We start from the raw sequence: 17,137 nt of genomic DNA on the forward strand, positions 1-17,137 counted from the left end.
GCCGTACGTCAGCGATAGGGCCGGTAGCGGTGGAGATCGTCACCACACCGGTTCCAACGGCCGTGACGCTCGCGAGCATCCACGTCGGCCCCTGCGCGACAGCGGACTCCAGGGCTCGCTGTATGGCGTCTGCGAGAGCACTCATGAGGTGTCTTCCTTGCTGCCGCGGAGCGTTATGGCGAAGTCCCCGTCGACGTCGAGAGGTACGCTGAAAGCCTGCGCTAGAACGAGGTCCCGCCGTCCCCCGGCGTAGGTCAGCCGCAGACAGTCCCCGGCCTCCAGTGCCGGGTTCGGCAGGCTGGAGATGGAGGTCTGCACGTTCGGCGCGAGGGCGTCGCGCAGCAGCGTCGCGGCCACCGCGTCGCAATCCGCGCTCGTCGTCAGCAGGCCGGAGGAGTAGAAACGGGGCACCTTGCCGTACGGGCCGCCCCAGCGCGTTGGGCTGGCGGGGTCGGTGTCGTACGCGGAGCCGGAGACGGGCGGGATCCCTGATGCGGTGCTCTCGCCGCTGGCGATCACTGCGTTGTAGACCCCGGCGCGCGACATCGTTCGGCCCGCCGCAATCAGGGTTCCAGTCGGGCCCTCCGCCACGTCCCACACTGGCAGTGCAGCCGAGAGATCCGGCACGTCCACAAGAACGAACCGGTCCGACACGTCCACGTAGACCTCTGCGCGCATGCTTGTCGCAAGCTGCGTGACAGCGTCCCACCGGTCAGCCTGTGCGTCCCACACCACCGTGGCGCACGCCTGGTCCCGGCCGCCGGCAGTCAGATTGACGACGGTGGCTGTCGGGATCACGTCGTGAATCAGGTCGGTGATCGCACCGACGGTCGATGATGCGTCGGCCGTCGACCACGGGGCCAGGAAGCGCGCGTCTTGGATGATCGCCTCGCTGCTCTTCCCTGACACCGTGACCGGCCCCATGTCGACGTCGCCGGACGGCTCATCGACGCGGAAAAGGCCAAGCGGCGCCAACTCCACCGACCCATCAGGGAATTGGATTCCCCGCGACACTGCAAGCTGCTGCCCGTAGACGGCCAGCGGATCCGACACATCCCACGGCAGGTAAGCCGGATCCGCGAGCGTCAGGGACAGTGAGCGGCGGACCTTGCTCCCGCGGTCGACCGTGACGGACCCACCCGTGTGAGGCAGATCCGCCACGGTAAGGACGCCACCGAGATACGCATCCACTCGGGTGACGACCTGGTGAGACGTGGAGAGAGCCGCCATGAAGGCGGGACTCACGGTGTACATCAGGTTCCCTCCACTCCGGTGAGCACGCCCAGCCACGTCTTGTAGTGGGACAGCACGTCGCCCCACGTCGCATATCCATCCTTGACGGTCTGCCAGGTACGGCCGGCGGAGCCGATCAGGCCGCCGATCGGGCGGTCTACCTCCGTCAGCGCGAGCGTCCATTCCCGGTCGGGCTGAGGGGCGTACTCGCTGAGACGGCCTTCCTCCGCGTCCCCGACCTGTACGTAGATGTCCTCCAGGCCCCACGAGGCCGGCCACTGCGCAAGCAGCGTGTGTCCGGACTCCAGCAGCCACCAGACGGCAGCACGCTCGGCATCGGTCTGCGTGCTCAGCACGAGAGTTCCTGTGCGGGACGCGCGTACGTCGGTGAGGATCACGGGCCGCACCCGCTTGCGCACGTTGTGCACGCCCTGTCGGGCCTGGCGCTGCCACGTAGGGACGGTCACCACGGTGGCGACGAGGTTGCGCGACGGGATCGACGGGTCCTTCAGCACCACGCCCAGCTCACTGGGGTGAGCGACGGTCACGGGCGCGGAGGTGTAGGTCACCGTGTCTGTGCCTGGAGGCGTCCAGGCCTTGACGTAGTACGTCACCGGGACATCCAAAGGCGCCTCGTAGTCCTCAACTACCGTTACCGCACCAGTGGTTGTCTCCGCCGCCAGGTCGCCGCCGTACCCACGGACGGGCGTCTGTGCTCCATCCGGGCCCGTCCTCCAGAGGCCCCATCGGGTCCGGCCCCCCGTGGTGAGCCCCTGAAGGTGCACGGCAGCGCCGTAGCCTGCTGGCGTCGGAGCGGCCCATGCGGCCAGGCCGCCGGCAGTGATGAGGATCTTGTCCAGGTACCAGACCTCGCCTGCCGTGCTTCCGCTCCGCACGACGGACGGACGAAGCGTCACGGCGCCCACCGGCGCCAGGTCGACCGTGGAGGACGACGTCCAGGTGCTCGCGGTCGCCGTCCATGTGGTCGACGTCTGCCGGATCACCTGTCCGCCGGCGTCCAGCCAGGCCATGCGAACGACGTAGCTCCCGCCACCGGCTGGAGCTCGGACGAACGGCCTCACGGTGTACGCCTGACCCGCCGTAACGGCCACCGGAGTCGTCAGAGTAACCACGGCATCGAGAGTGCCCGTGGTTGTCAGCGCGGCAGATGTGGTGCCCTCCGTGGCCTGTGCCGTGGAAGGCGCCAGCGTCCCGCCGGACACCGTCCAGCCGGAGACGCCGGCCTCCATGGAGTACCTGCCGTAGTCGAGCAGGTTGCCGGCCTCATTCGTCGCCAGCAGAACGGCCGCCTGGTCGAGCAGCCAGGTCTGCCCGGAGGCGGACGGTGCGGCTCGGATGACAAGCTGAGCCTTCGTTGCGCCTGTGGGCGCCTTGCCCGTCACCGAGCAGCGCGTCCAGGTGGCGGCTGGCAGGCTCGTCCACGACACCGCGGAGGTGCTGAGTGTGGCGGATGACGCGTCCTGCCAGCGGAGTTCCGCCGTCACCGTCCGTCCGGCCGGCGTCGGGTTCACCCAGGCATACGCCAGGTACTCCGCGCCAACCGTGACGGGTACGGCCGTAGTGCCCACGTCGGATGTCCCGGTGGAGACCGTGGACGTTGCCAGCAGGCTCCACCAGCCCTCCTGGGCGGCCGTGGACGAGCGAGCCACCGTGACGCCGGCTAGCGCGCTCCACGCCGTGGCGTCCTGCTCCACGCCCTGTGCGGCATAGGCCATCAGGTTGCCGGAGATCAGCGCCGGAGGCCCCAGCGCCACGGCGTCGAACAAGGCCGACTGCCCTGTTGTCAGCCCCATGACGTTGACGCCCACCACGGCGTACGTGGCGCCGGCCGGAGCCGTGGCGACCAGGATCGGGGGCGGCGTCTGGAAGGCTGTCGTGTTTGCCAGCGTCGTGTTCGGCGACGTCGAGTAGGACAGCGGGGAACCGCCCGTCGCCGCGCTGTACCAGCCGATGAAGACGTTCACCGACCGACCGGCGGCAGCAGTCTCCAACGCGGCGTACCCGTACGCGGTGTAGACCGTGCCTGCCGTCACAGCCACGCGAGTGACCGTCGTGGCGGACACGGTGCCCGTCGCGGTGGCCGTCAGCTTCAGGGACGCAGAGCCGGTGTAGCCCCGCGTTCCTGAGGCCAGCGTGGTGTTCGTGCCGACAGACCAGCCTGACGTACCCGATTCGACGTCGGAGACGGCTGCTGACAGGAGATTCGTGCTGACGCTCACTGTTAGATCCGCCTCCCAATCGTCAGAGCGTTTGCCGTGGCCGTCTCCGCCCGGGTCACTTCGACCCGCACAATGTCCGTGATCTCTCGATCACCGACGTAGACGTGCGCCTCCAGGGAGATATCCCCGGAGCCGTGAAGTCCACCATTTCTGATCGCGTCCCACTGGCCGGTCGTAAAAACCGGCTCCGGCCGCCCCGTGTGGTTGTAGACGAGGCTCGTTCCTGTAGGGAGATACCCGCCGTCGTCATATCCGCCAGGACGGTTGAGCGCTGATAGCGAGCCGTAACGGTGAACCGCGTAGTTCAGACCTGCGTAGACGTTCGCGAGTGGGTTGGTCGACGTCCCGAAACTAAACGGGCCAACGTCGCGGAACTGGTCAGCGTACGCGCGGAACGTCGGGCCGATGACCTGCATAAGGCCGACCGACGGAGTTCCCGCAGCCGCATTTGTATCCCAGTTGTTGACGATATTCGGGTTACCGCCGGATTCCTGATTCATTCGCCGGAGTACGGTGTCCAGCCATGAGGCCGGCTGCCCCAGCATGGTGAGCGCCTGAAGCACGATCGGCGCCCACTGCTGAACACCGGCGCCGCCATTCCCTGCCGGAGTTGAGGAGGATCCTCCCCCGAGGAAGTTGACGACCTTGTCCTTAAGGCTGGTGATTACCTTCTCCGGGATCCCGGTGACTGTCTTCGCCATCGGGGAGTCACCGATCTGACTGAAGAGGTCGCGAACCGGCTTTGTCAGCGTCTCCCAGATTTTGGCTGGGTTCGTCAGGAAGTCGGCCCCGTCCTTCGCCCAGTCCCATGCCTGTCCCGCTGCGCCCTTGATGCCGCCCCAGATCGAGCCGATAATGCCGCCATCGGCCATGAGCTGAGAACCAGCCGCGGAGTGCAGAGCGAGAGCCCGTGCACGGTACTTAGGATCCGTCGGAATGACATACTCGGGGAAATTTGGATTACCCTCCCCCACGATTGCCGTCGGACGATTGGTAACCATCGGAACTGCGGGGCCCCAGCCATTTCCGACGGTGCCACCGGCAGCGAGGAGCTTAGGCGCATCGGGCAGCTTCGGCAGGTGGACAAAATCGGCCACCTTGTCCCATACGGCCTTGATTCCGTCGGTGTAGACAGATTGGATCACGAAGTTGACAGGCTTCTTCGTGATGTCCATCAGCTTGCCCCAGGCTTCGCCGATCAGGTCTTTCGCCTTGCCGAAGGCTTCGGCCACCGGCGTTAGGGCGGACTTGATCGCTTCAAAGGCCGGCTTGAGCGCATTCTCCCAAAGCCAGCCAGCAGCAGTTGCGATGCCGTCGAATGCGGGCTTAATCGCATTCTTCCACAGCCACGTAGCAGCCGTTCCGATGCCCTCGAACGCGGGCTGGAGGACGTTCCTCCAGAGCCACAGGCCGAGTTCACCGAGTGCCTTGAAGATCGCTATCCACGCGTCGATGTATGGTGATAGGATGTTCCTCCACAGCCACGTGGCTACCGTCGCAATACCCTCGAACGACGGCTGGAAGATGTCCCGCCACAACCACATAACGAGCGCACTCAGAAGGTTGAACGCGATAAGCATCGGGCCGATTACGACCGTCACGACGATCGCGAACAGCACCTTCGCCGCCTCCCAAATGAACTGGAAGGCCGGGCCAATCGCATTCTCCCAAAGCCACATTGCTGTAAGGCCGACGGCCTGGAGGGATATCCAAATGCCTTCAAAAGCAGGCTTGAGGACGTTTCCCCAGACGAACAGGGCCGCAACCTTGATTGCGTCCCAGGTGGCCACGACAGCCGTCCGGAACCATCCCCAGTGGTTATACGCGTAGATGACGCCGATAACCAGCGCAGCAATGGCCACTACGATCAGTTCGATCAGTGGGACAATGCCGGTTGCCTGGGCCGCAACACCCCACGCGGTCGTCTCTGCCGTAGCTTCGGCAGCAGCCACGTTGTACAGCCAGACGCCGGCAGCAGCAGCGATGCCCACAAGGCGCATAACCTTGAATGCGGCAATTCCGAGCCAAATCGCCTGGATCAGCCACGGGTAGTCGGTGGCCAGTTTGGACACGACGTGAGAGAAGGCTGTCAGACCTTCAAGCACCGGACCAGAGAGCGGCCCTAGCGCGTGGCTGACGTCGACAAAAGCGCTCGCCATCGCCTTGAGCGCTTCAGCCAGCGGCGGCGCCATCCGGGCGACGTTGTCCAAGAACTTCTCGAATTCCGGGTTGCTCTTAAGGCCGGCACCCCAAGCGGCGAACCGACCCGTGGAACCAACGAGCCTGGACGTGATCGCGTCCATGTGCGGTAGGAATCCGTCGACGATTCCCGCCATGCCCTTGAGGATGTTCCCGAACGTCTTCCCCAGCCCGATAATCGCGGGCTCGGCCGTGTCGCGGATATCGGCCTTGAAGCCGAGCCAGAAAGGGGACTTGAGTTCGGCCGACGCCGTGTCCATCAGGCTGCCGATAGCGCGCGCAGCCGACCGAGCCAGCGGCGTCAGCCCGGGAAGCGTCCCCTTCGCCGCGTCCACCCCGCGCACGAAGATCGGGAGGACGTCCGGTGCCACGGAGTCCGACCATTCGCGGAACGCGACCTTCAGCCCGTGTGGGCCGGCGATCGCGTCGAAGAGCTGCCGCGCCGAGGGGCTCAACTTGCGAAGCGCCTCGTCGTACTTGTCTGCGGCAGTGACGGCCGTGCCGGCGGACTTCTCCGTCGACAGCATCGCCTGCTGCACACCGCGCTGCGCGGAGACGACTGCCTCAGCGGCATTCTGGGCAGCAGTAGCGGCCGCCTTCTGTGCCTCCGCCACCCGGTCCTGTGCATCGGCGACGGAACGGGCCGACGTTGCAGCGCTCTTCGCTGCGGAGGCCTGAGCATCCGCAACCTGCTGCGCTGACTTGGCTGCGCTCTTCGCTGCGGAGGTCTGCGCGTCTGCGAGAGCCTGCGCCTGTTCCGCGGTGCGCTGCCTAGCCTGCGCTACACGATCCTCTGCCTGGACTACAACGTCAGCGCCGTCAACGCCTGCGTCAGTCGCGGCCTTCGCGTCCTGTTGCAGACGCGCATACGTTGCGCGCTGGTCGCGCTGCGCCTGTAGCGCCTGGTCATAGCTGAGCTGTGCTTCGTCTCGCTGCAACTTCGTTGCTGCTGCGCCAGCCAAACGCACGGCCTGAAGGTCTTGCTCCGCCTTCGTGACGCGCAGAGCAGCCGCCCGCTCGTCGAGCGCCCCGTTCGACAGTCGCGACTGCAGATCTTCGAGCTGCTGCGCCGCTGTCTTCCTTGCCTGCGTCAGCGCGTCCTGCGCTTGCAGTTCCGTGCGCTGCGCGTCCGCAAGAGACTGCCCAGCGTCCTCGACGCGACGCATTGCCTGTTCCTGCGCGTCGGCGGCCTGCGCCACAGCGTCCGCTACCTCACGCACCGATCGCTGCTGCGCGTCCTGCGCCTGTGCGACAGCGTCAGTGAGCGCCTGTTCCGCCTGTGCAATCTGGCGGTTCGCGCTCTCTGTCTGCTGAGCTGCGCTCCGCTTGGCGGACGCTAGCGACTGCTGCGCCCCTGCGAGAGACAGCGCGCGCTGCTGCGCCGTGACGTCGGCATTCGCGCCGGCCGTAGTCGCAGACGTCGCCTGTTCCTGCGCGGCCTTTTGCGCTTCCATCGCCTTCGCGACGCCCATCACTGCGGGGATACCCGCTAGTGCGAAGGCACCTAGCCCGGCGAGCGAGGCAGTAAGTGCAGCCGTGAAGGCGCCGACGCCGGCCGTCAGAATGGGGAACGCGGGGGTTAGCGCGAGCGTAGCCAGCTGCAAGCTCAGCACGAGCACGGACGACAGGGCGCCGGAGGTATCGACGTGGACCCGCACCCGCGGATCGCGGGCGTCAATCGCCTGGATCTCCGCCTGCACCTCTGCAAGAGCGGCGCGGGCCGTGGCCGTGTCAACGCGAACGGCAGGGTTCGGGTGGGCGGCCCCTAGGCGGCGGAGCTGCTCGTCCAGGTGCGCAATCTCCGCCGAAGCGTCGGCCACCGAGACGTCGATGCCCACCCGCTTGCCGGCTAGCTGCTCGATCCGGGCGCGGAGATAGGCGAGGTCCGCGTCAGCACGCGACGTCGACAACTGGACGTCCAGCTTGGGCATCGCCCGGTAGGCCGCCTCAAGCCGCGCCTTCAGTGACCGCGCGAACGCCCCGCCGGTCTGCTCGCCCTCGCGGGCAGCGGAGGGGGTCGCACGTCGGCCGCCCTCCCGCACGGCATCAGAAACTGCGGCCGCAATGCGGCGCTGCATGGCGGCTGCGATCTCCTGGCCCAGCGTCCGGCCGACGCCTTCACCAGCACCGGCCACGCCGACCCGAAGCGCCTCCCCCATCCGCTCACCGAGAACACGCCCGGCCTGAAGGCCGACACGGTCAGCGATCGGGATGATCGCGGCCTTCAGCTTCTCGTGGAATGTCGGCAGGATAGGGATGATGTCGACGCCGGCCTGACCGACGATGTCCACTGCCACTACGCCTCCCGGGGCTGGTTTCTCAACCGCGGGTCAAGCACGCGGCGCTGCTCATCCGTCAGGCGACGGCTCGTGGTGCTCTTGGGCGGAATTCCTGGGCGCGGAGTTGGATCCGGGGTATGCGGCTTTCCGCCGGCAGCAGCGACCGCTACGGCCGTCTGCATTCGGACGGCGTCCAGTAGCGATGCGAGCAGCAATTCCGTCCCCGTCCACGGGGCCAAGTCGGGGCGAGCGCCTTGCGCTGCCTGCTCGCGCTGCTCTTCGGTGAGCGCATTCCGCATTGCGGTTTTCACCGCACTGTCGGGTGGCAAATGCTCGATGAGCACCCGCAGCTTCCGCAGAGACAGCCGGCCCCGATAGACGTCCAGGACGTCAATTCCTCGCCAGGCTAGATCGGCCTCTAGCGCTTCCGCGTAGTCCGCGAGGATCGCGAGCGTGCCGGCGACTTTCCCGGGGCCTCCCCCGTCGCCGACATGGCGCGGGCCGTGAAGTCGCCCAGCTCGTCAAGCGTCGCGTCCACGTCGATGAAAGTCTGGACATCATCAGGGTGGAGCGCCAGAGCGGCCCACCCGTCGAAATCGCCAGCCCGAAGGGCGCGGATGTACGACGGCCGCCACTTTCCGACCGGGCGGACTCGCAGCTCCTCCCCGTCCAGCTCCACCGCGACATACTCAGCGGTCGCCTCGATCTCCTGGGCCACGTCAGGGGTGATGTCAGTCATGCGCGCGGGTCTCCTAAAGTCTGTGTGGTGCGCGGGTCTTGAGTTGAAGCGGGGCCCGGACCCGCGCAGATACGGGCCCCGCTGGATCAGGAGAAGAAGCCGCTCACGTCGATGCCGCCGTAATCGATCGACCGGCGGACGGCCGGGGAATTACCCGCGCCCTTGTAGAACGTGAACGTCAGCTCGACCGGCCATACGTCCTCGGTCTGAGCCTGCTCGTCACCGCGCTCCGTCACCATGCCGGAAGGCATGTAGAAGCGGTTCCGCTTCGACCCATCGATCGAGTCGAAGACGAATGCGTACCGCAGGTCGTCCGGCTTATCCGGAAGGTCGTAGCTGACGATTCCGGCGGTCGGCTCCAGGGTCGAAATCGGGACGTTATCGTACAGCGCCCTAATTGCCGGGTTCAGCGCTTCCTGATAAACCGCCTTCATCGTCTTCGTGCTGCGAGTCATCAGGGTTCGGATGGGCTCCAGCGAGCCCGCGGCCGTGATGTCCTTCTTCTCGTCGCTAATCGCGAACGTACCGCCGGCCGTGGTAATCCAGCCGAGGCAAAGCCACGCCGCGGAAGGGTCGGCAAAGCCCACCGGGGCCGCCGTATCGCGAGGCGCCATGTAGGCGATGAAATCAGTTGCGCCGAAAGTCAGATCGGCATTTCGAGTGTCAGTCACGCGCCCTCCCCGGGCATGCGAAAGCCCCGTGAGTCGACTCACGGGGCGGAGGTCAGTTGGTCAGTGGGCAGCCGGGTGAAGGGAGATCGTTACTGTCAGGCCGACGCGACGCAGCGCAGGATTCGCGTAAGGCCGGCTCCATGGGCTGGCGTCAATGCGCGAGCCCGTCACAACCGCGCCTGGATCAGCGGGGCCGCGCCAGAACTTCAGGCCATCCCGGATCCGCAGAGCCAGCTGACGAGCTGCCTCGTAGGTGGAGGCGTACACGTCCACATCGACTCGGGGCCGGCCGGTGAAGCGCTGCTCCGCGCCCCCGATCGTCGCCACCTGGACGACAGGGAGAAGCGTCTCCAGCTCAGTCGGCAACTCCGTACAGGTGCGCACGTCGAAGTGCTCGGCGAGCCAGCGCGTGATCACCTTCTCCACGTCCACGGGCTCAGCCATCGGTCACCCGCGCGGCGTCAAGTGCGGTGCGCAGCACGGCGTACCTCTGGACCTTGCCGTTGCCGTACTCCACGGCGCGAGCGTGACCAGAGACGTTCATCAGCCGTGCAGCTGCTCGTGTGCGCGACTTCCCGCGGAACGGGACGTTCTTCGTCACCGGAACCACGACGAACGACGCCCGGTACTGCCCCGGGTGCGGGTCTTCCCCTGGGTTGCCGACAGGGGACAGGAACTCGGCGGCCCGCCTCACCCGCTCGGCGGCCTGGATGGTGGCCCGCTGAACTCCAGCGCTCCGGAGAAGGTTGCCTATGCCGTTGTAGCGACCGGTGTAGGTACTCGCCATCAGCCGCTCACCGCCTTCAAGTTGGCCTCGATGTGGGCCAGCGGGCCCGGGTACTCAGACGGCTGTCCGTGGACCTCGTACAGCGTCCCCCGGTGCCGAATCTGATCCGTCGCCCGCAGGTCGGTACCAGCCGGCGCGAAGAGTACGCGGACGACTACCACTTGATCGCGTCCATCGGTCTGCTCGATGCTCGGCGCGGCCTGGCCGGTGGGCGGAAGGACGGCAACTCTGCTGACCTCCAGCTCAGTTGGCGGGCCCGGCACGTCGTTGCCGTACGCGTCCTGCGTCGGCGGACCGGGACGAACGCGGGTCACCGTGTCGGCCATATAGAGGCCGATCACAGCGGGCACCGCAGAACGATGTGCGGGGGCGGGTCCGCAGGGCCGATGTCGAGCATGCCGGCACCGGATGCCATGCCCACTGCCCGGCGCACCCGACGCAACTCCGCAGCCGTCAGCGTGATGCCGTCCTGCCCGTCCCGGTACGTCTCGGCTACAGCGCCAGCTGATGCGGACCGGAGGCCGCCAGGGTTCGTCAGGGCCCGCCCCGCAACGGCGAGTGCGGCGCTCTTGATTCCCACCTGCGGCGGATCCGCCAGCCGGGCGCCGACCTCCACCATGATGGCGTCTAGGGTCAGCTCGTGGATCAGGGCGTAGGTGTCATCCGACACGACACGGCCCTGGAGGAAGACGGACAGCTCAGCTGCCGTGAACAGAACCACCAGCGGTCGCCTTTCGGGCTCGTGGAGCTGCCCGCTTGGCCGGCGCCTTGACGGGTACGGCGGCTGGCTCTGGCTCCGGCTCTGGCCCTGGCTCTGGCTCCGACTCCGGTGGCTCCGCCCAGGCCTTCGGGTTGACGATCAGCGCGACCGCCCACGCGGGAACCTCGTCCTCCGGGCCGAGCACCACGGCCCGGCCGGTCACGTCCTGGACGTGTACATACGTGCTCAGCCGCGCCGCCATCAGAGGACGTCCGCGACGAAGGTTCGGTCCGGGTCAGCCGCGACTGGCAGAACGATCGCAGTCGCGCGGGTCCAAACGGTCTGAGGATCCTCCGTCTTGTACGCACCGACGGCGATGCCGGCCTCAGAGCCAGCCAGGCCGTACCGGGGGTCGTCGCCCTCCACCGGGACGCCCCAGAGGGTCTGGCCGACCGCGTCGCCCTCTGCTGGCAGGAAACAGATCTTGTCCTCAGGAGTGACCCGCGTGGCCGTACCAGCGACGCTGTACTTCGCATCGTAGATCACGGGCTGAGGGATGCCGTAGTCCGCGAGCAGTGCGTCCAGGGTGCTGGACGTCAGGACGCTTGGGGCAGTCGCGCCGGTGGTGGAAAGGGCGCGGAGCTGATTGTTACGTCGCAGCCAGTTGTAAATCTTGAGCGACATCAGGGTGTAGGTCGGCCGGTCACCGTTGGTGTCGCTGTAGACCTCCAGCCACGCGGAGGTGTCCGCGATGATGTCGGCGGTCGGGTCCGACCACACCTTCGTCGCGGTGACGTTGTGCGCGGCGTTCCGGCCGTAGTCCGCGGTGATGCCCACAAGGCCGTTTTCCTGGAGAACGACGCGGCCTTCGAAGAGCGCCTGCGCGCGGGCGATCTCGACACGCGCTTCGATCTGTCGGCCCAGGACCACGCCGTCCGACAGCATCGCGTTCTGAATCTCTGCGGCCTGATCCGCAGCGACACCGCGCCGACGGATCCGCTCGTACTCGCCGACAGGCTTCTTACGGCTGATGGGTGGCAGTTCGCCAGTGATCCGGCTGGAGCCGGGCGCGGTGGCAATGTCCGACTCCGCGTCCCAGTTGCGGTAGCCGGCCGCCTCCGTCAGGCCACCGCCTCCGCGAGAGAGCTGGAACGAAATGTCGTTGATCGTGCGATCAGGCAGCCAGCGCGAGAGGCTAAAAGCATTGCCCGGCCGGTCCGCGAGGGCTTCGCGCACATAGCCAGTCAGCACGGCCGGAGAGCCGTACTCGGTAATGAGCTGCATCTAGCAACCCCTCTCAGATGAAGAAGATGCGGCCGGCGACGTCCGCCTTGCCGTTTGCGTCCACGGCGACGGGCAGCTTGGCCTCCGCGATGAAGCAGTGGAAAAGGATGCTCGCGCCGAGCGCTGCCGTGGCAGTGCTGTTCTTGCGAACGTCAATCGGGGTGAACAGAAAGCCCACGAGGGTCTGCCGTCCGTCGCTGGCTGCGTCGTCGTACAGGCCGTACTTGCCGGTGGCAGTTACCTTGCCGAGCGGGAGGCCCGACTTCAGGTAGCCGCCGGGGTAGTGGGTCCCGGAGACGAAGCCCTTCGAGAGATCGACCGTGACCGACTTCGGAGCGTCGGTACCATGCTGGCTACCGAGCCAATCCCGACGGTCCTGGCTGAAGCTCTCGGAAATGATGCTGAGGTCCACGTGTCCTCCGTGGTGTCGTTACGGGCGCGGATTGCGCTGCCGGTAGAGATCCGCCCCTGACTGGACGGTGGTCGAGGGGCCGACGTTGCCGCCCCGGGGGCCGCCACTTGGCGGTGCGGGCGTACCGCTCGTGGAGCCGCCACCGAATGCCGCCCGGAGCGCGTCTGCGTCGGCCTCCAGCTCCTCGCGGGTGGCACCCTGGAGTCGCCCGGCCTGTTCGGGGGTCAACCCCTTCGCGCCCGCTACCTCCAGCAGCAGTACGCGGCGGGTCGCGGCCTCCGCATCGGCCTTGGCCTGAGCAGCAGCCGCTTCCGCGGTCTCCTTCTCCGCCTTCAGCCGGTCCGTCTCGGACAGCTCGGCAGCCTTGCGCGTGGCCAGCTCAGCGTCAGCCGCGCGCAGACGCTCCAGCTCGGCAGCGTCGGGGCCGGCCTTGACGGCCGCCTCGTGCTTGCGGGCGTGGTGCTTCCAGTACGCCACCTGATGTGCCGTCTCCATCTCAGCAACCGGAGTAGCGTCCGGGTAGCCGTGTTCGTTGACGGCGGGCGGGGTCTCAGACATGGCGGTAACTCCCCTGTCGGGATTGGTGGTTGGGCGCCCATGGCGGGCTCAGGAAGGGATGCGGATGTCGTCAGGACCGGTGAAGCGCTGGCCCTTGAAGCCCAAGACAGGGCCGATCTCGCCGTGATGATTCGCAATGATGATCTTGCGGTAGTCGACCGCACGGGCGTCCCTGGCGGACTTTCCCAGCGCGGCCTCTACCGCGTCGTGAATCGCCTCCAGGCGCTCCGCGTCGACCACCTGACCGGGGTCATAGTCGGCGCGGATGATCTTCACCCCGCAGTCGCACCCGGGGTGGATCGGCAGCAGGTCCTCTTTGCGGTAGCGCTGCGTGGAGGCGATGAGGCAAAGCGCGCAGTCGAACTCTCCGCGCAGCTCTCGCATGACGTACTTCACGGCCGGCTGCTGCTCGGTGACGAGCCGAACTGTGTGGGTTCGCGCTAGCTGAAGGTCTGTCTTCGCCAGGGTCTCCAGCCGGGCGGCGCCTCTATCCCTCGCGATGTCGAAAGGGACGTCGTCCTCCGCCAGCGCCTTCCACACGACCTTGAAAGGCCGGCGGTAGACGTCTGCGGGGTCAACACCCCCTCGGATCGCTGCCCCGGTAACCTCGTCCAGGTCGAGAGCGACCCGTGGAGAGGCCTCCCCCAGTACCTCACGGTGCAGCTGCTCCAGGTAGGAGGCCGTCAAGCTCGCGATGTTCCGCTGTCCGGCTTCCAGGATCGGGAGCGCACGACGCTGGAAACGGCTCACGTCGCTGTCTCGCCAGGATCCGAGCCCGGTCCACTGACCAGCCAGCTTACCGAGCACACTGGCCCACGTCGCCGAGACTGCCGCGTTGTACCGGGGGCCCGGATCAGGCTGCCGGCGCGATGTCGCCACGGCCGATCACCGCCCGCTCGTCCTGCGCGGGCTGAACTGCCCGAAGAGGCGTCGGGTCCGGCGGCGTAGGGGCCAGAAGAGCATCCTGCGCGCGGTCGACCTCCATGCGGTCGATCTCCTGCGGGGTGTACCCAAGGCGCTCCATCCGAGCACGCCAGGGGACACCAGCAGCGTCCAACTTCACTGCCGCGTCAGCTAGTTCCGCCAGCGAGCGGGACTCAGGGTCGCGCCACAGCGTCTCCGCGTCGTAGGTCCTCGCCCGTGCATCGTCGCCCAGCGCGAGGAAAGCCAGGCGCATGACCTGCTCCCAGCTCTCGCCGTAGTTGCGCTGACGGTCCCGGACCTTGCTCACCAGGCCCGTTTCGGCGGCCTTAAGGGCGTCTCCGGAAACGTTGACCACCTGGCCCAGCAGGTAATGCGGCGGCGTGCGCGAGATCGCTGCAAGGTCCTGAACTGCGGATTCGACAGCCTTGACGTATGGAACGAGGTCCGTCGCGGCGAATTCACCGAATTTGACGTCAGGGTTATCGGTCGTCCACAGGGATTTGATATCCAACGTGAACGGCTGAATCTTCTTTCCCGTAACGGGATCCTCGTCGACCTCCAGGCCGGCGGCAGTCCTCTGGCGGAAAGCGCCGTACCGCATTGCCGCGATCAAGTTGATCAACGAGAGGTTGATCCGGTCCTGAATCGGCAGGATGTCCTCATGCTCCGCCATTCCGGTCAGGCAGCGATTGCGGCGGTTAGTGAAGTCCACCGCCGGCACCTGCCCAAAGAGATTAGGCGCGGTGCCGTCGCTGGCGTTCGGGAGCGACATAGGCTCCCATGCACGCAGCTCGCTTCTCAGTAGCGCGAACGCTGGATTCTCTCGGCGAGTGGAGAAGTAGTGAATCCGGTCTGGCAGCCAAAGCGTTGCCCTGGTCGTGTTGGTCCAGTCGTCCCGCCAGAGTTTCAGCGCGGCTGCTAGTCGGCGTCGGCTACCTGGCTCGTACTCCACGGCGAACTGACGCGGAGTCTCGTGGGTGATCCGCGGCCGGCCGTCAGGGCCCTTCTCAACGAGAGCAAAGGATCGTCGCTGCGAGAGGGCGCCATAGTGAATCAGGTCCGCGTCGGCGTCCAGGTGGTTCTCTTGCCAAATGCGATTGGCGTCCTGGTCAGCGGCCTTGCCGTTGTCCGCGCCGAATCGGAAGCCGTCAACACCCATCCGCTCTGCGGGCGCGTCGATAACCAGCCCAGCCCAGTTAGCACGGGCCAGCTTCATCCACTCGCGAGCGTCACCCGGAGCGATACCCGGCACGTCGGGAATGGGCGGATCACCGGTAGCGTAGCGCCACAGCAACTCCAGATCGTCAGCCTCGTTGAGTATTCGGTTTCCCAGACGCGCCAGCCACCATCCGGGGGACTGTGGCACACTTGCATCAATGGCCATGCGGCCCCCTTTCAGAATGCGACGAGCCGGCCGGTCTTCTTCTTCCGCTTCGTGATGCCAAGCGCGACGGCGTCCGCGCGGGCTTCATAGGCGAGGCACGCGGCCATTGCGGCATCGATCTTCTTCGGGCTCTTGGCGTGTTCCTTGCCGATGCCCAGCGCGTTTCGGCCCATCAGCCGGCGTCGCGCATTCAGCACGTGGCGCGTCAAAGTAGCGCCTAGCCGGAACGCCGGATTACCTTCGGTATCGTCGGTGTTCAGCGCGGCGGCGTATGAAAGGCCCTTGTCCTCCACGGCTTCGCGGAACCGGTTAAGAGCCTGCTCCATGACTGTCGGGCGGTTAGTCCACCACTCCATCGGGCGGGCCTGCGTAGCTCTCACGCGGAGGTCGGTACCGAAGTCCGCCGTCCACCGGTCTACGTAGTCCTGCCAGTGAGGTGGGTCGCAGTAGAAACCGCAGATCTCGTAGCGGCTGAAAGCCAGCGACACAGCTGCGTCAACTTCCTCGCGGGGGACCTGCCAGCCTTCGCCCTCAGGACCTTCAGGCTTCTCCCAGACGCCGAGCACCTGAAGGTGACCGTCCCAAACGCGGCAGGCTACGAGAGCCGTCGCGTCGTCACGAATCGAACCGTCAAAGCCAAGCGTGACGAGATCCGCGGGGGCCAGTTCCTCTGCCTTGCGGCAGAGTGCCCACGCGTCAGGGTCCATCCACGCATCAGAAGAGACGGTGCGGGAATTGAGAAAGTAGCGCCGACCGTCCGCGCTGTCATTTCGCGTGTCGTAGAAGTCGTCAACGAGGGAATCCAGATCGATCCACTCCATTGCGTCGCCATAGGCGTCAATGAGAGCGGCGCGAAGAGCGTCCTCGTCCTTCAGATCCTTGCACTCACCGTATCGGTGGTCGTAGAGCAGGCGTGAACGGCCGCGCTTCTTGCGACCCTCGCGGATTGCTTCGGCCTCTTCATAGGTTTTCTCAGCTACGGAGTCTTGACCGGGCGCAAACATGGTGGTCGTTTCGAGATACCACGTCTGCGCACCCTTTTTGCGCTTGCGAAGGTTTCGCGTGACGGTCGCGTACATCCGTCGAAGCTCAGGGGTGTTGTAAAGGTGAGTCTCGTCGAAACAGACCCATGTCTCCTTACCGCCATCCTTGGAGCTGGACGACGCGGTAGAAGGCATGATCTCCCCGCCGTCAGGCAGGTTGATCCGGGTGATCCCGACGTCAACACCAGGAATCAGGGAAAGGGGCGACGCCTCATCAGTCAGATTGAAGTAGATCGTGTCGAAGACATTGCCCGTCTGGCCTTCCTCCGTCGCCATGATGCGGAGATAAGGAACCCTGACAGGCTGGCCCATCGGCTCGCCGGCCTCGTAGACGTAGCGGAATCCAAGGCCCCAAGGGTCTTCGTAGACCTCTCCGCCCTCCGCCCAGTCCAGAAAGCGGGCGGGGCCAAATGCTTCGAAGAGGCCTATTCGCGCGCCAAGGCCGGACTTGTCACAGCCTTTGGGGCGGGAGAAGAATGCGCTGTCATACAGAAGCCTGCCGGCGCCGTCAACGGCGTAGCAGTCCGCTACGAACCCGCTGTACTCGTCGCCGTGGTGAATGGGCTCGCCCTGGACGTCACCAGGGCCATGCCGGACGAAGAACTCCATCCACGCAAGCGCCAGCCATCCAAGGGAGGCGCTGCGATCGTGACCGGGGGCGCGCACAATGGCGCGCGGCACGGT

The 17,137-nt window shown here is 66.3% G+C and carries 15 protein-coding genes; all 15 read right to left on the reverse strand.

The features are described from left to right. Positions 1 to 141 precede the first annotated feature (141 nt). The 15 genes from ACIF6L_RS26595 to ACIF6L_RS26665 all read right to left on the reverse strand — a co-directional run bounded on the left by ACIF6L_RS26595 (position 142) and on the right by ACIF6L_RS26665 (position 17,134). On the reverse strand, positions 142 to 1,254 hold the full coding sequence (locus ACIF6L_RS26595) for a DUF5047 domain-containing protein (RefSeq protein WP_396490320.1): 1,113 nt from the start codon (positions 1,252 to 1,254) through the stop codon (positions 142 to 144). After that, positions 1,254 to 3,473, reverse strand: coding sequence for a hypothetical protein (locus ACIF6L_RS26600; protein ID WP_396490319.1), 2,220 nt, complete (start codon positions 3,471 to 3,473; stop codon positions 1,254 to 1,256). Before ACIF6L_RS26600 ends, ACIF6L_RS26595 begins: the two co-directional genes overlap by 1 nt. Positions 3,474 to 3,475: 2 nt before the next feature. Then, on the reverse strand, positions 3,476 to 7,969 hold the full coding sequence (locus ACIF6L_RS26605; RefSeq protein ID WP_396490317.1) for a transglycosylase SLT domain-containing protein: 4,494 nt from the start codon (positions 7,967 to 7,969) through the stop codon (positions 3,476 to 3,478). A 400-nt stretch (positions 7,970 to 8,369) separates the two neighbouring features. Further along, positions 8,370 to 8,690 carry a hypothetical protein gene (locus ACIF6L_RS26610; RefSeq protein ID WP_396490315.1) on the reverse strand — a complete coding sequence of 107 codons (321 nt, stop codon included), beginning with the start codon at positions 8,688 to 8,690 and terminating at the stop codon, positions 8,370 to 8,372. Positions 8,691 to 8,776: 86 nt separating this feature from the next. Beyond that, positions 8,777 to 9,361, reverse strand: coding sequence for a phage tail protein (locus ACIF6L_RS26615; protein WP_396490314.1), 585 nt, complete (start codon positions 9,359 to 9,361; stop codon positions 8,777 to 8,779). Positions 9,362 to 9,421: 60 nt separating this feature from the next. Next, positions 9,422 to 9,793 (reverse strand): hypothetical protein, encoded by a 372-nt coding sequence (locus tag ACIF6L_RS26620; protein ID WP_396490313.1) that lies wholly within the window; start codon positions 9,791 to 9,793, stop codon positions 9,422 to 9,424. A gap of 4 nt (positions 9,794 to 9,797) precedes the next feature. Further along, positions 9,798 to 10,148, reverse strand: a complete 351-nt coding sequence (locus tag ACIF6L_RS26625) for a hypothetical protein (RefSeq protein ID WP_396490312.1) — start codon at positions 10,146 to 10,148, stop codon at positions 9,798 to 9,800. Next, positions 10,148 to 10,498, reverse strand: a complete 351-nt coding sequence (locus ACIF6L_RS26630; protein ID WP_396490311.1) for a hypothetical protein — start codon at positions 10,496 to 10,498, stop codon at positions 10,148 to 10,150. The genes ACIF6L_RS26625 and ACIF6L_RS26630 overlap by 1 nt, the downstream gene beginning before the upstream one ends. Then, on the reverse strand, positions 10,486 to 10,869 hold the full coding sequence (locus ACIF6L_RS26635; protein ID WP_396490310.1) for a hypothetical protein: 384 nt from the start codon (positions 10,867 to 10,869) through the stop codon (positions 10,486 to 10,488). The genes ACIF6L_RS26630 and ACIF6L_RS26635 overlap by 13 nt, the downstream gene beginning before the upstream one ends. A gap of 240 nt (positions 10,870 to 11,109) precedes the next feature. Further along, positions 11,110 to 12,132: a major capsid protein gene (locus ACIF6L_RS26640; protein ID WP_396490309.1), complete on the reverse strand. Its 1,023-nt coding sequence runs from the start codon at positions 12,130 to 12,132 to the stop codon at positions 11,110 to 11,112. A gap of 13 nt (positions 12,133 to 12,145) precedes the next feature. Next, positions 12,146 to 12,544: a head decoration protein gene (locus tag ACIF6L_RS26645; protein WP_396490308.1), complete on the reverse strand. Its 399-nt coding sequence runs from the start codon at positions 12,542 to 12,544 to the stop codon at positions 12,146 to 12,148. An 18-nt stretch (positions 12,545 to 12,562) separates the two neighbouring features. Further along, positions 12,563 to 13,102 carry a hypothetical protein gene (locus ACIF6L_RS26650; protein WP_396490307.1) on the reverse strand — a complete coding sequence of 180 codons (540 nt, stop codon included), beginning with the start codon at positions 13,100 to 13,102 and terminating at the stop codon, positions 12,563 to 12,565. A 48-nt stretch (positions 13,103 to 13,150) separates the two neighbouring features. Next, positions 13,151 to 13,852, reverse strand: a complete 702-nt coding sequence (locus ACIF6L_RS26655) for a hypothetical protein (RefSeq protein WP_396490306.1) — start codon at positions 13,850 to 13,852, stop codon at positions 13,151 to 13,153. Positions 13,853 to 13,955: 103 nt separating this feature from the next. Then, complete coding sequence (locus ACIF6L_RS26660) at positions 13,956 to 15,410, reverse strand: phage portal protein (RefSeq protein WP_396490305.1); 1,455 nt, start codon at positions 15,408 to 15,410, stop codon at positions 13,956 to 13,958. 11 nt (positions 15,411 to 15,421) lie between these two features. Then, positions 15,422 to 17,134, reverse strand: coding sequence for a terminase (locus tag ACIF6L_RS26665; RefSeq protein ID WP_396490304.1), 1,713 nt, complete (start codon positions 17,132 to 17,134; stop codon positions 15,422 to 15,424). Positions 17,135 to 17,137: the final 3 nt, after the last annotated feature.

Origin of the sequence: Kitasatospora sp. NPDC086009, from assembly GCF_044540385.1 — a bacterium.
In the GTDB taxonomy this organism is placed as follows: Bacteria; Actinomycetota; Actinomycetes; order Streptomycetales; family Streptomycetaceae; genus Kitasatospora.